General features: G+C 60.9%; 13 protein-coding genes. 10 read left to right on the top strand and 3 right to left on the bottom strand.

The genetic code is table 11. The features are described from left to right. Nucleotides 1–45: 45 nt before the first annotated feature. The 7 genes from apaG to ACF8FB_RS23710 all read left to right on the top strand — a co-directional run bounded on the left by apaG (nt 46) and on the right by ACF8FB_RS23710 (nt 7,998). Nucleotides 46–426 (top strand): Co2+/Mg2+ efflux protein ApaG, encoded by a 381-nt coding sequence (gene apaG / locus ACF8FB_RS23680; protein WP_003255559.1) that lies wholly within the window; start codon nt 46–48, stop codon nt 424–426. Further along, nucleotides 426–1,292: a symmetrical bis(5'-nucleosyl)-tetraphosphatase gene (locus ACF8FB_RS23685; protein ID WP_004576191.1), complete on the top strand. Its 867-nt coding sequence runs from the start codon at nt 426–428 to the stop codon at nt 1,290–1,292. The genes apaG and ACF8FB_RS23685 overlap by 1 nt, the downstream gene beginning before the upstream one ends. 14 nt (nt 1,293–1,306) lie before the next feature. Then, nucleotides 1,307–1,639 (top strand): thiosulfate sulfurtransferase GlpE, encoded by a 333-nt coding sequence (gene glpE, locus ACF8FB_RS23690; protein WP_010951742.1) that lies wholly within the window; start codon nt 1,307–1,309, stop codon nt 1,637–1,639. 282 nt (nt 1,640–1,921) lie between these two features. Next, a complete protein-coding gene (locus tag ACF8FB_RS23695; RefSeq protein ID WP_003255563.1) occupies nt 1,922–3,844 on the top strand; it encodes a PrkA family serine protein kinase in 1,923 nt (640 codons plus the stop codon). Nucleotides 3,845–3,999: 155 nt separating this feature from the next. Continuing rightward, nucleotides 4,000–5,271 carry a YeaH/YhbH family protein gene (locus ACF8FB_RS23700; protein WP_003255564.1) on the top strand — a complete coding sequence of 424 codons (1,272 nt, stop codon included), beginning with the start codon at nt 4,000–4,002 and terminating at the stop codon, nt 5,269–5,271. Further along, nucleotides 5,268–6,836, top strand: a complete 1,569-nt coding sequence (locus tag ACF8FB_RS23705; RefSeq protein WP_010951740.1) for a SpoVR family protein — start codon at nt 5,268–5,270, stop codon at nt 6,834–6,836. The genes ACF8FB_RS23700 and ACF8FB_RS23705 overlap by 4 nt, the downstream gene beginning before the upstream one ends. A gap of 55 nt (nt 6,837–6,891) precedes the next feature. After that, nucleotides 6,892–7,998 (top strand): multifunctional CCA addition/repair protein, encoded by a 1,107-nt coding sequence (locus ACF8FB_RS23710; protein WP_392512149.1) that lies wholly within the window; start codon nt 6,892–6,894, stop codon nt 7,996–7,998. 109 nt (nt 7,999–8,107) lie between these two features. On the opposite strand, the gene folK is transcribed toward ACF8FB_RS23710, so the two are convergent. Further along, a complete protein-coding gene (gene folK, locus ACF8FB_RS23715) occupies nt 8,108–8,617 on the bottom strand; it encodes a 2-amino-4-hydroxy-6-hydroxymethyldihydropteridine diphosphokinase (RefSeq protein WP_010951738.1) in 510 nt (169 codons plus the stop codon). Further along, nucleotides 8,608–8,964 carry a dihydroneopterin aldolase gene (gene folB / locus ACF8FB_RS23720; protein ID WP_004576188.1) on the bottom strand — a complete coding sequence of 119 codons (357 nt, stop codon included), beginning with the start codon at nt 8,962–8,964 and terminating at the stop codon, nt 8,608–8,610. Before folB ends, folK begins: the two co-directional genes overlap by 10 nt. A gap of 74 nt (nt 8,965–9,038) precedes the next feature. On the opposite strand from folB, the gene plsY reads away from it, so the two are divergent. Beyond that, nucleotides 9,039–9,608 (top strand): glycerol-3-phosphate 1-O-acyltransferase PlsY, encoded by a 570-nt coding sequence (plsY, locus tag ACF8FB_RS23725; RefSeq protein ID WP_010951737.1) that lies wholly within the window; start codon nt 9,039–9,041, stop codon nt 9,606–9,608. A 17-nt stretch (nt 9,609–9,625) separates the two neighbouring features. Here the strand turns inward: plsY and tsaD are convergent, their stop codons facing one another. Beyond that, on the bottom strand, nt 9,626–10,651 hold the full coding sequence (tsaD, locus tag ACF8FB_RS23730; protein WP_010951736.1) for a tRNA (adenosine(37)-N6)-threonylcarbamoyltransferase complex transferase subunit TsaD: 1,026 nt from the start codon (nt 10,649–10,651) through the stop codon (nt 9,626–9,628). A gap of 204 nt (nt 10,652–10,855) precedes the next feature. Between tsaD and rpsU the strand changes: the two genes are divergently transcribed. Further along, a complete protein-coding gene (gene rpsU / locus ACF8FB_RS23735) occupies nt 10,856–11,071 on the top strand; it encodes a 30S ribosomal protein S21 (RefSeq protein ID WP_003255575.1) in 216 nt (71 codons plus the stop codon). Nucleotides 11,072–11,375: 304 nt separating this feature from the next. Further along, nucleotides 11,376–13,358 (top strand): DNA primase, encoded by a 1,983-nt coding sequence (gene dnaG / locus ACF8FB_RS23740; RefSeq protein WP_010951735.1) that lies wholly within the window; start codon nt 11,376–11,378, stop codon nt 13,356–13,358. Nucleotides 13,359–13,424 lie beyond the last annotated feature (66 nt).

Genomic DNA, 13,424 nt, shown 5'->3' on the forward strand with positions numbered 1-13,424 from the left:
ATGGCCTAGACTGCATTATTGCGTCAGTTCGCCCAAGGCCCTTGCATGTCCGACCCCCGCTATCAAATCGACGTCAGCGTCGTGACCCGCTACCTGAAAGAACAATCCGACCCCGAAAACAGTCGCTTCGCTTTCGCCTACACCATTACCGTGCAGAACAACGGCTCGCTCAGTGCCAAGTTGCTGTCGCGCCACTGGCTGATCACCAACGGTGACGGCGAGGTAGAGGAAGTACGCGGCGCCGGCGTGGTCGGCCAGCAACCCAACATCGACCCTGGCCAGAGCCACACTTACAGCAGTGGTGCCGTCATCAGCACCCGCGTTGGCACCATGCAGGGCAGCTACCAGATGTTCGCCGAGGACGGTAAGCGCTTCGACGCCGAGATTGCCCCCTTCCGGCTGGCAGTGCCCGGAGCGCTGCACTGATGGCCACCTACGCCGTCGGTGACCTGCAGGGCTGCCTGCAGCCGCTCAAATGCCTGCTCGATCGCGTCAGTTTCAACCCCGCCGTCGACCGCCTGTGGCTGGTCGGCGACCTGGTCAACCGCGGCCCCGAGTCACTGGAAACCCTGCGCTTCCTGTACTCGATTCGTCATTCACTGGTCTGCGTGCTGGGCAACCATGACCTGCACCTGCTGGCCGCCTGGCACAACGTCGAGCGCCTCAAGAAAAGCGACACACTGCGCGAGATCATCGAAGCGCCGGACGCCGACCAACTGTTCGACTGGCTGCGCCAGCAAAAGCTGCTGCATTACGACGAGCCCCGCGGCATCGCCCTGGTTCACGCCGGCATACCGCCACAATGGACCCTTGGCAAAGCCCTGGAACTCGCCGCCGAGGTCGAGGAAGTGCTGCGTGACGACACCCGCCTGCAGCTGTACCTCGACGGCATGTATGGCAACGAGCCGAACAAGTGGAGCAAGAACCTCGCCGGCGTCGAACGCCTGCGGGTCATCACCAACTACTTCACCCGCATGCGCTTCTGCACGGCCGATGGCAAACTCGACCTCAAGAGCAAGGAAGGCCTGGGTAGCGCGCCCAAAGGCTACAAAGCCTGGTACGCGCACAAGGACCGCCGCTCACGCCACGTGAAGATCATCTTTGGCCATTGGGCCGCTCTGCAGGGTGAGGTCACCGAGCCCGACGTCATCGCCCTGGACACTGGCTGCGTATGGGGTGGCGCCATGACCCTGTACAACGTCGACAGCGGCGAATACCACCGCTGCGATTGCGCCGACGACGGCACCCTGCGCCAGCCGGCACAACCCACTACACTCAACGACCACACCTGAAGGAAGTAGTACCCATGAGCGAATTCAAGCGCATCCCTCCTGAGCAGGCCTTGGAGCTTCGCAAGAAAGAAGGTGCGGTCGTCGTCGACATTCGCGACCCGCAGGCCTTCGCCGCCGGCCACATCACCGGCGCCCGGCACCTGGATAACCACTCGGTCGCTGATTTCATCCGCAACGCCGACCTCGACGCGCCAACCCTGGTGGTCTGCTATCACGGCAATTCCAGCCAAAGTGCCGCCGCCTACCTGGTAGGCCAGGGTTTCTCCGACGTGTACAGCGTGGACGGCGGCTTCGAACTGTGGCGCGCGACCTACCCGGCCGAGACCGCCCAGGGCAACGCTGAATAATTTTTTATTTTCCCCTGCAGCCCGTGCGCCGCGCGGGCTTGCGGCTTATCTGACGAACGGTCGTTCGTAACTTCTGCCTTTCTCACCCCTTTACCTTGCAGATAACCAACTACGCTTAAGCTCAGGCCATCCAAAAAGGGGAGAGCCGGTACACCGGCGTGCGGGTCATCGGTAGCGTTACAGGGTGTTCTGGGGGGTATACAGCAATCGGCCAACCCGGTTGCATGCCAGCATCAGCTGACTGATCCGGCGTCGTCTCCACGTATCGAGCGAGGTGACGTCATGAGTATTTTTAGCCACTTCCAACAACGTTTCGAGTCTACGCGCCAGGAAGAACTCTCGCTGCAGGAGTACCTCGAGCTGTGCAAAGAGGATCGCAGTGCCTACGCATCGGCGGCCGAACGGCTGTTGCTGGCCATCGGTGAGCCAGAGCTGATCGACACCTCTACCAACTCCAGGCTGTCGCGCATCTTCTCCAACAAGGTTATCCGCCGCTATCCGGCCTTTGCCGACTTCCATGGCATGGAAGAGTGCATCGACCAGATCGTGTCGTACTTCCGCCACGCCGCCCAAGGCCTGGAAGAGAAGAAACAGATCCTCTATCTGCTGGGCCCGGTAGGCGGCGGCAAGTCCTCGCTGGCGGAAAAACTCAAGCAGCTGATGGAAAAGGTGCCCTTCTACGCGATCAAGGGCTCGCCGGTATTCGAGTCACCTCTGGGCTTGTTCAATGCCACCGAAGATGGGGCCATTCTCGAGGAAGAGTTCGGCATCCCACGGCGCTACCTCAACACCATCATGTCGCCTTGGGCCACCAAGCGCCTGCAGGAGTTTGGCGGTGACATCTCCAAGTTCAAGGTGGTGAAGCTGTACCCGTCGATTCTTAACCAGATCGCCATTGCCAAGACCGAACCCGGCGATGAAAACAACCAGGACATCTCGGCCCTGGTCGGCAAGGTCGATATCCGCAAACTTGAGGAATACCCACAGAACGACGCCGACGCCTATAGCTACTCGGGCGCGCTTTGCCGGGCCAACCAGGGCCTGATGGAATTCGTCGAAATGTTCAAGGCGCCGATCAAGGTCCTGCACCCCTTGCTCACCGCCACCCAGGAAGGCAACTACAACAGTACCGAAGGCCTTGGGGCGATCCCCTATACCGGCATTCTGCTGGCGCACTCCAACGAATCGGAGTGGCACACCTTCCGTAACAACAAGAACAACGAAGCGTTCATCGACAGGATCTATATCGTCAAGGTGCCGTACTGCCTGCGGGTCAGCGATGAAATCAAGATCTACGACAAACTGCTGGTCAACAGCTCGCTGTCCAAGGCCCACTGTGCGCCAGATACGCTCAAGATGCTGGCTCAGTTCACAGTGCTTTCGCGCCTGAAAGAGCCCGAGAACTCCAATATCTATTCCAAGATGCGCGTTTACGACGGGGAAAACCTCAAGGACACCGATCCAAAGGCCAAGTCGATCCAGGAATACCGGGACTCTGCGGGTGTCGACGAAGGCATGAACGGCCTGTCGACTCGCTTCGCCTTCAAGATCCTGTCCAAGGTGTTCAACTTCGACCCACACGAAATTGCCGCCAACCCGGTGCACCTGCTCTATGTCCTCGAACAGCAGATCGAACAGGAGCAATTCCCGGCTGAAGTGCGCGAACGCTATCTGCGCTACCTGAAGGAATACCTGGCACCTCGCTACATCGAGTTTATCGGCAAGGAAATCCAGACTGCCTACCTGGAGTCCTACAGCGAATACGGCCAGAACATCTTCGACCGCTACGTGCTGTATGCAGATTTCTGGATCCAGGATCAGGAATACCGCGACCCGGAAACCGGCGAAATTCTCAACCGCATTGCGCTCAACGAGGAACTGGAGAAGATCGAGAAACCGGCTGGCATCAGCAACCCGAAAGACTTCCGCAACGAGATCGTCAACTTCGTACTGCGCGCACGCGCCAACAACAATGGCAAGAATCCAAGCTGGCTGAGCTATGAAAAGCTGCGGGTCGTGATCGAGAAGAAAATGTTCTCCAACACCGAAGACCTGCTGCCGGTCATCAGCTTCAACGCCAAGGCCAGCAAAGAGGACCAGAAGAAACACAACGACTTCGTCACCCGGATGGTGGAGCGTGGCTATACCGACAAACAGGTGCGCCTGCTGTCGGAATGGTACCTGCGGGTCAGGAAATCGCAATAAAGCGGCAAGCTACGAGCCGAAAGCTGCAAGCTGCCTGGCGTTGGCATTGCTGCCCGCGTCACAGCTTGCAGCGGCGGTGGCTGCTCTTTCTTGCAGCTTGAAGCTTGTGGCTTGCAGCTTGTGGGTTGCAGCTGCATCCAGTCACCGGAGGGACCATGAGCTACGTTATAGACCGACGCCTGAACGGCAAGAACAAGAGCACGGTCAACCGCCAGCGCTTCCTGCGGCGGTACCGCGAACATATCAAGAAGGCCGTCGAAGAGGCGGTGAGCCGCCGTTCCATCATGGATATGGAACATGGCGAGCAGATCAGTATTCCCGGGCGCGACATCGACGAACCGGTCTTGCATCATGGTCGTGGGGGCAAACAGACCATCGTGCATCCTGGCAACAAAGAATTCACTGCCGGTGAACACATCCCACGGCCACAAGGCGGTGGAGGTGGCGGCGGTCGCGGCAAGGCCGGCAATTCCGGCGAGGGCATGGACGAGTTCGTCTTCCAGATCACCCAGGAAGAATTTCTCGAATTCATGTTCGAAGACCTTGAGCTACCCAACCTGGTCAAACGTCACCTGACTGGCGCCGACACCTTCAAGACTGTTCGCGCCGGCATCGCCAACGAAGGCAACCCGTCACGCATCAATATCGTGCGCACCCTGCGCTCGGCCCATGCCCGGCGTATCGCCCTGACCGGCAGCAGCCGCGCCCTGCTGCGCGAAGCACAAAAGGAACTCGATCGCCTGCGGGTCGAAGAGCCGGACAATTTCACCGATATCCAGGAAGTCGAACAGGAAATCGAGCGCCTGAAGGCACGTATCAACCGCCTGCCCTTCCTCGACACCTTCGACCTCAAGTACAACCTGCTGGTCAAGCAACCCAACCCCAGCTCGAAGGCAGTGATGTTCTGCCTGATGGACGTATCCGGTTCGATGACCCAAGCCACCAAGGACATCGCAAAGCGCTTCTTCATCCTGCTGTACCTGTTCCTCAAGCGTAACTACGAGCGCATCGAAGTCGTGTTCATTCGCCACCACACCAGTGCCCGGGAAGTCGATGAAGAAGAGTTCTTCTACTCGCGGGAAACCGGCGGCACCATCGTCTCCAGTGCCCTAAAGCTGATGCAGGAGATCATGGCCGAGCGTTACCCGGCCAGCGACTGGAACATCTATGCCGCGCAGGCTTCTGATGGCGACAACTGGAACGACGACTCACCCATCTGCCGCGACATCCTCTCCAAACAGATCATGCCGCATGTGCAGTACTACACTTACGTTGAGATCACCCCCCGTGAACACCAGGCGCTGTGGTATGAATACGAGCGTATCGGAGATGCTTTCCCCGACACGTTCGCCCAGCAGCAGTTGGTATCGGCCGGCGATATCTACCCGGTCTTCCGTGAACTCTTCCAGCGCAGGTTAGCCACATGACCGCCAGAGCACAGAGACGCCAACCCATTTCCACTGGGTCCGAGTGGACGTTCGAGCTGATCCAGACCTACGACCGGGAAATCAGCCGCTTGGCCGAGCGTTACGCCCTGGACACCTACCCCAACCAGATCGAGGTCATCACTGCCGAACAGATGATGGACGCCTACGCCTCGGTCGGCATGCCGCTGGGCTACCACCACTGGTCCTACGGCAAGCAGTTCCTCAGTACGGAAAAGTCCTACAGCCGCGGCCAGATGGGCCTGGCCTACGAGATCGTAATCAACTCCGACCCTTGTATCGCCTACCTGATGGAAGAAAACACCATGTGCATGCAGGCACTGGTGATTGCGCACGCCTGCTACGGCCATAACAGTTTTTTCAAAGGCAATTACCTGTTCCGTACCTGGACTGACGCCAGTTCGATCATCGACTACCTGGTGTTCGCCAAGCAGTACATCGCCCAGTGCGAAGAGCGCCACGGCATCGATGCTGTGGAGGACTTGATCGACTCCTGCCATGCCCTGATGAACTACGGTGTCGACCGCTACAAGCGGCCTTACCCTATTTCTGCGGAAGAAGAGCGGCGCCGGCAACAGGAGCGCGAAGAGCATCTTCAGCGTCAGATCAACGACCTTTGGCGGACAATTCCGAAAAACGCCGAAAAGGGTAACGACCGCGATGAGGGGCGCTTCCCCGCCGAACCGCAGGAAAACATCCTGTATTTCATCGAGAAGAACGCCCCACTGCTCGAACCCTGGCAGCGTGAAGTAGTGCGCATCGTGCGCAAGATCGCCCAGTACTTCTACCCGCAGCGCCAGACCCAGGTCATGAACGAGGGTTGGGCAACCTTCTGGCACTACACCCTGATGAACGACCTGTACGACGAAGGGCTGATTACCGAAGGCTTCATGATGGAGTTCTTGCAGTCGCACACCAGCGTGGTGTTCCAGCCCGGCTTCGACAGCCCGTACTACAGCGGCATCAACCCCTACGCACTGGGCTTTGCGATGTACACCGACATCCGCCGCATGTGCGAAAACCCCACCGAGGAAGATCGCCACTGGTTCCCCGAAATTGCCGGCAGCGACTGGCTTTCTACCATCAAGTTCGCCATGAGCAGCTTCAAGGACGAGAGCTTCATCCTGCAGTACCTGTCACCCAAGGTGATGCGCGACCTCAAGCTGTTCAGCATCCTCGATGACGACCAGCGCGACGACCTGCTGGTGCCCGCCATCCATGATGAGGCCGGCTACCGGGTGATTCGGGAGCAGCTGGCAGCGCAGTACAACCTGGGCAACCGTGAACCGAACGTTCAGATCTGGAGCGTCGACCGCCGCGGAGACCGCTCGCTGACCCTGCGACACCAGCAACACAACCGCAAACCGCTGGGCGACTCGACCGACGAAGTGCTAAAGCACCTGCATCGCCTGTGGGGCTTCGATATCCACCTGGAGACCGTGCAAGGCGAGCAAGTGATGAGTACTCACCACATGCCGCCGCGCGGCGAGCATAGCGAAAGCGCCGACTATGGCCGCATGGACCTGGCTGTTATCCACCACCTCTGATGCAACCCCATGACCGCCGACGGGTTATCCTGTCGGCAGTTATGGAGAGCTGCACATGCACATCTACAAAGTTGGCGGCGCCGTGCGCGACCGTTTGCTCGGCCGCCCTGTCAGCGATATCGACTGGCTGGTGGTGGGCGCCACCGTCGAAGAAATGCTAGCAAATGGCTATCGGCCGGTGGGAGCCGATTTCCCGGTGTTCCTGCACCCGAAAACCGGTGAGGAATACGCCCTGGCGCGCACCGAGCGCAAGAGTGGGCGAGGCTACGGCGGGTTCACTTTTCACGCCAGCCCCGACGTAACCCTGGAAGAAGACCTGATCCGCCGCGACCTCACCATCAATGCGATGGCCGAGGATGAGGCGGGCACAGTCTACGACCCCTACCAAGGCAAGAACGATCTGGATCAACGCCTGCTACGCCATGTTTCCCCGGCATTCGCCGAAGATCCTTTGCGGGTGCTGCGCGTTGCACGCTTTGCTGCCCGTTACGCACCACTGGGGTTCCGGGTTGCCGATGAAACCTTGGCGCTGATGCGCCAGATCAGCGCCTCAGGCGAACTGCAGGCACTCACTGCCGAGCGCAGCTGGAAGGAAATCGAGCGCGCGCTGATGGAAGTGCAACCGCAGGTATTCTTCAAGGTGCTGAGCGCGTGTGGGGCCCTGCAGGAGCTGCTGCCTGAGCTCGATGACGGCTCCCGGACTTTGGCGGCGCTGGAGCAGGCGGCGGCGCACGAACAACCGCTGCACGTGCGCTGGGCCTGCCTGTTGCGGGGGTTGCCACCGACATCGATCAAAGCCGTCAACCAGCGCCTGAAGGCACCGCGAGAGTGCCAGGAACTGGCCATGCTGACCGGGGAATGCCTGGCGCAGGGTAATCAGGCGCTCGAACTGCCTGCCACGGCACTGCTGGAGCTGTTGCAGAAGTTCGATGTTTACCGACGGCCGCAGCGATTTGAGGATTTTTTGACCGTTTGCGAGATGGCGGCGCGGGGCGATGGCGAGCAGGGTTACCCACAGGCCGATTACCTGCGAGGCGCAGCAGCGGCGGCGCGAGCGGTGGATGTGAAGCCGTTGGTGCAAGCCGGGCTGACCGGTCAGGCACTGGGCGAAGCACTCAAAGGTGAACGGCTGAAAGCGCTCGAGGCTTACCAGCGCGGTTAGACCTACCGGCCTCTTCGCGGGTAAACCCGCTCCTACAGGGGGCACACATCAGAGGTTGGGCTCAGCCCGTCGTAGGAGCGGGTTTACCCGCGAAGAGGCCGATACAGGCTCAAGCGGGCGTCAACTGCAACCCGCGCCACTCAAAGGCCACGGGGGCCAGTACCTGATCGATCTGCGCTTCCTGCCACAGCTGCGCCATGCACTTGCCCACACCCGGATGCACCAGGTCGGGCGCCAGCAACGACAGCGGCCACAGCACAAAAGCGTTCTTCAGAATCTCGGCCCGGGGCAATACCAGCCCATCGAAGGTACCGTGCAAATCGTCATACATCAGCACGTCGATATCCAGCGGCAACCCTTTGCGGTCCGGTGCATAGCGGCCATTGTCGGCCTCGATGAACTTCAGCCGGCGGTCCAGCTCGATCAACGGCAACGCGGTTTGCCCCGTCACCACGAAGTTGATGAACGGCCCGCTCTTGATGCCCACCGCCTGGCTTTCGAAGGCCGGCGAACAGCGCATGTCAGTCAGGATGCCAGCCAACGCATCGAGCCCGGCGCACAAATGCGCCTCACGGTCGATGTTGCTGCCCAGGCCCAGGTAAACCGTGCTCAGAGACATCCGCGCTCGATCTCCACGCCAACACCACCACGGGCCGCCGGCACCGCGCCCGGCTTGGTCAGCTTCAAGCGCACCCAGGGGATGTGGAACTCGTCCATCAGGGTTGCCACCAGGCGCTCGGCAAATGTCTCAACCAGCTCGAAACGGGCCTGTTCGGCAAACGCCTGGATGCGCGCCGACACACTGGCGTAATCCAGCGCCAGGTTCAGGTCGTCTCCGGCGGCGGCCGGGCGGTTGTCCCAGGCAAAGCTCAGGTCCAGGCGCAAGCACTGGCGAATATCCCGCTCCCAGTCATAGGCACCGATGACGGTATCGACTTCCAGGCCTTCGATGAACACTCTGTCCAAGCACTTCTCTCCACAGCACGACAAGGGCGACTGGCGCCGTTAGAATCAGGGCGTCCTCGCCCGGAATAGTTAGCATGTTTTGGTTACTGGCGTTGCTCGCCTACCTGCTCGGCTCGCTGTCCTTCGCCATTGTTCTCAGCCGCCTCTCGGGCAGCCCGGACCCGCGTTCCAGCGGCTCAGGCAATGCCGGCGCCACCAACATGCTACGCCTGGCAGGCCGTAAACTGGCGATCCTGACCCTGCTAGGCGACCTGTGCAAGGGCCTTTTGCCTGTATTGCTCGCCCGCGCTGCCGGGCTGGACCTGCACGCGCAGGCCTGGGTGGGCATATGCGCAGTGCTGGGCCACCTGTTCCCCCTGTACTTCCGTTTCAAGGGCGGCAAGGGCGTGGCGACGGCTGCCGGCATGCTCATGGCCCTGTACTTTCCGGCCGCGCTGCTGGCCATCGGCGCCTGGCTGCTGACCTTCTACCTCACGCGCACCAGCTCACTGGCCGCGCTGATTGCCACGCCACTCACCTTGCCATTGCTGGCCTGGCGCGAGCCCGAAGCCCTGCTACCGATCAGCGTACTGACAGTGATGATCGTGTGGCGCCACCGCAACAACCTGCGCGACTTGTTTGCAGGGCGCGAACGGCACTTCTGAACCTTCGACGCGCTACCTTACAGCGGCGGCAACTGTTCCATCGGCCAGCGTGCCTGCACGCTGATCGCCAGGTCTTGCTGCTGCCCGGCCAGCAGGCGCTGGCAACCGGCGTAGGCGATCATCGCACCATTGTCGGTACAGAATTGCGGACGCGCGTAGTACACGTTGCCCTTGATGCTACCGAGCATGTCCTCCAGGGACGCGCGCAGGGCCTTGTTGGCACTCACGCCACCCGCGATGACCAGCCGCTTGAGGCCGGTCTGCTTGAGCGCCCGCTTGCACTTGATGGTCAAAGTCTCCACCACCGCCTGCTGGAATGCCAGGGACAGGTCGCAACGGGTTTGCTCACTGTCGTCGCCAGCATTCTTGCATTGCTGCCAGGTGTTCAGGGCGAAGGTCTTGAGGCCACTGAAGCTGAATTCCAGGCCTGGCCGATCGGTCATTGGCCGCGGGAACACGAAGCGCCCAGGCACACCTTGCTCGGCCAGACGCGCGATTTCCGGACCACCAGGATAATTGAGGCCGATCAGCTTGGCGGTCTTGTCGAACGCCTCACCGGCAGCATCGTCCAGGCTTTCGCCCAACAGTTCGTACTGACCGATGCCATCGACCCGAACCAGCTGGGTATGGCCACCGGAAACCAACAAAGCGACGAACGGAAACTCTGGCGGGTTTTCTTCCAGCATGGGTGCCAGCAGGTGACCCTCCATGTGGTGCACACCGATCGCCGGGATGTCCCAGGCAAAGGCCAGCGCCTGGGCGCAGGAAGCGCCCACCAGCAAGGCGCCGACCAGGCCGGGGCCTGCGGTGTAGGCGATGGCGTCGATTTCGGTGGCAACGCAACCTGCCTCGTCCAGCACCTGGCGGATGAGCGGCAGCATGCGCTTGACGTGATCACGCGAGGCAAGCTCGGGCACCACGCCGCCGAAGACGCGGTGCAGGTCGATCTGGCTGAACAGTGCGTCGGCCAACAAACCGCGTTCACTGTCGTATAATGCGACGCCGGTTTCGTCGCAGGATGTTTCCAATCCCAGTACTAGCATGGGCTCGTCCCTTGTGGGGGCTGAATTCGAAGCCGCGCATGATAGTCCCCGTGTCGGGTGCCGACCAGCGGTTTTCGATCAGAGGCTTTGCATTCCGGCTTGCTAAGGGTTAACATCCGCAACCCTTGAAAACCGACGTTCTCCAGCACACCTTTGTTTTGCCAGGAGCACGTCTACCCCGGTAATGAATTAAGGTAGCCCTGGATGCCAGCCGTCAAAGTTAAAGAGAACGAACCCTTCGACGTAGCTCTGCGTCGTTTCAAGCGCTCCTGCGAAAAAGCCGGTGTACTGGCTGAAGTTCGTAGCCGCGAGTTTTACGAGAAGCCGACCGCAGAGCGTAAGCGCAAAGCAGCTGCTGCTGTTAAGCGTCACGCCAAGAAAGTTCAGCGCGAACAGCGCCGCGCCGTTCGTCTGTACTAATACAGGCGTTCAACGCAAAGCTTCTGCCCTGCCCGGCTAACCCCCGGGCGATGGCAGTGGTCGTTTCAAACTTGAGCAGCTAGCTCAAGGCCCTGCACAAGCTTCATGCGAACTGCATCATGGGCAACCTGCCTGAAACGTCAGAGCTGGTCCTCCTTGCTGTATGACCAGACGTGCACGTCCGACTGACGAGCCCTTAGGGGCTGGCGACGAGCACACATTCCCTCGCACTTCCCCAAGCAGCACTCGCCCCCTTCGGCGCGTGAGCGATTAGACTTGCCAGTTGCCAGATAACGAGACTGCCATGGCCGGGCTGATTCCCCAGAGTTTCATTGACGACCTGATCAACCGCCTCGACATCGTCGACGTGGTGAGTTCGCGCGTCCAGCTGAAAAAAACCGGCAAGAACTACTCCGCCTGCTGCCCGTTCCACAAAGAAAAAACCCCGTCCTTCACGGTCAGCCCCGACAAGCAGTTCTACTACTGCTTCGGCTGTGGCGCCGGTGGCAACGCCTTGGGCTTTGTCATGGACCACGACAACCTGGACTTCCCCCAGGCCGTCGAGGAACTGGCCCGCGCCGCCGGCATGGAAGTGCCCCGCGAGCAAGGCCGCCGCGACCAGAAGCCGCGCCAGCCCACTGACTCGCCACTTTACCCGCTACTGGACGCCGCCTCGGAGTTCTACCGCCAGGCCCTGCGCAGCCACCCGTCCCGCAAGGCAGCGGTGGACTACCTCAAGGGCCGCGGCCTGTCCGGGGAAATTGCCCGCGACTTCGGCCTGGGCTTTGCCCCGCCCGGCTGGGACAACCTGCTCAAGCACCTGGGTGCCGACACCCTGCAGCAGAAGGTGATGATCGATGCCGGCCTGCTGATCGAAAACGCCGAGAGCGGCAAGCGCTACGACCGCTTCCGCGACCGGGTGATGTTCCCGATACGTGACAGCCGCGGGCGCATCATCGCCTTCGGTGGCCGGGTGCTCGGCGACGACAAGCCCAAGTACCTGAACTCCCCGGAAACCCCGGTTTTCCACAAGGGGCAGGAGCTGTACGGGCTGTACGAGGCGCGCAAGCACAACCGCAACCTCGACGAGATCATCGTCGTCGAGGGCTACATGGACGTCATTGCCCTGGCCCAGCAAGGCCTGCGCAATGCCGTGGCCACCCTTGGCACCGCCACCAGCGAAGAGCACCTCAAGCGCCTGTTCCGCGTGGTGCCCAGCGTGCTGTTCTGTTTTGACGGCGACCAGGCCGGGCGCAAGGCCGCCTGGCGCGCACTGGAATCGACATTGTCGAACCTGCAGGACGGCCGTCGCGCGCGCTTCCTGTTCCTGCCCGAAGGCGAAGACCCGGACAGCCTGGTGCGCGCCGAAGGTACCGACGCCTTCATGGCCCGTATCAACCAGCATTCCCAACCGCTGGCCGACTACTTCTTCGAGCAACTTGGCGTAGAAGCCGACCCGCGCTCGCTGGAAGGCAAGGCGCATATGGCGACCTTGGCCGCACCGTTGATCGAAAAGATCCCCGGCGCCAACCTGCGTCAGCTGATGCGCAACCGCCTGAAGGAAATCACCGGCCTCGACCCGCAGCAGGTCGAGCAGCTGGCGCAACAAGCGCCGGCGACCAGCAGCATGCCGGACTACGACCCTGGCTACGATTACGACGCCATGGCCAGCTACACCCCCGACTACGGCGACATGCCGCAGCACGACTATGCCCCCGTTCATCAGGAGCAGGCATGGAAACCCAACAAGGGGGGCAGCAAGAAGCCGTGGAGCGACAAACCCTGGGACAAGAACCGCAAGGGCGGCAAGCCCTGGCAGCAACGCGACGAAGCGCCTCCCCGCGTGCCAGCGCCGGTCGAGCCGCCCACGCTGGCCGCCCTGCGCACCCTGCTGCACCACCCACTGCTGGCCGGCAAGGTGGAAGATGCCAGCCACTTCGCCGACGAAGAACACCTGTACAGCCAGCTGCTGGTGGCATTGATCGAAGCCGCGCAGAAAAATCCTGGGCTAAGCTCAATGCAGTTGATCGCACGTTGGCATGGCACCGAACAGGGCCGCCTGCTACGCGCCCTGGCGGAAAAGGAATGGCTTATCGTGGCCGACAACCTTGAACAACAGTTTTTCGACACTATAACTAGCTTGTCCGCCCGCCAACGCGAGCGCAGCCTGGAACAACTGCTCAGGAAATCACGTCAAAGCGAATTGACCAGCGAGGAAAAAACCCAGCTCCTCGCCCTGCTGAGCCGAAATGTTCCCGCACAAACGCCGACCTCATCTGGCGCGTGAGGCCCATGCTCGGGTATAATCCTCGGCTTGTTTTTTGCCCGCCAAGACCTTCAGTGGATAGGGTGT

The organism is Pseudomonas sp. yb_2, assembly GCF_043103905.1.
GTDB lineage: Bacteria > Pseudomonadota > Gammaproteobacteria > Pseudomonadales > Pseudomonadaceae > Aquipseudomonas > Aquipseudomonas alloputida.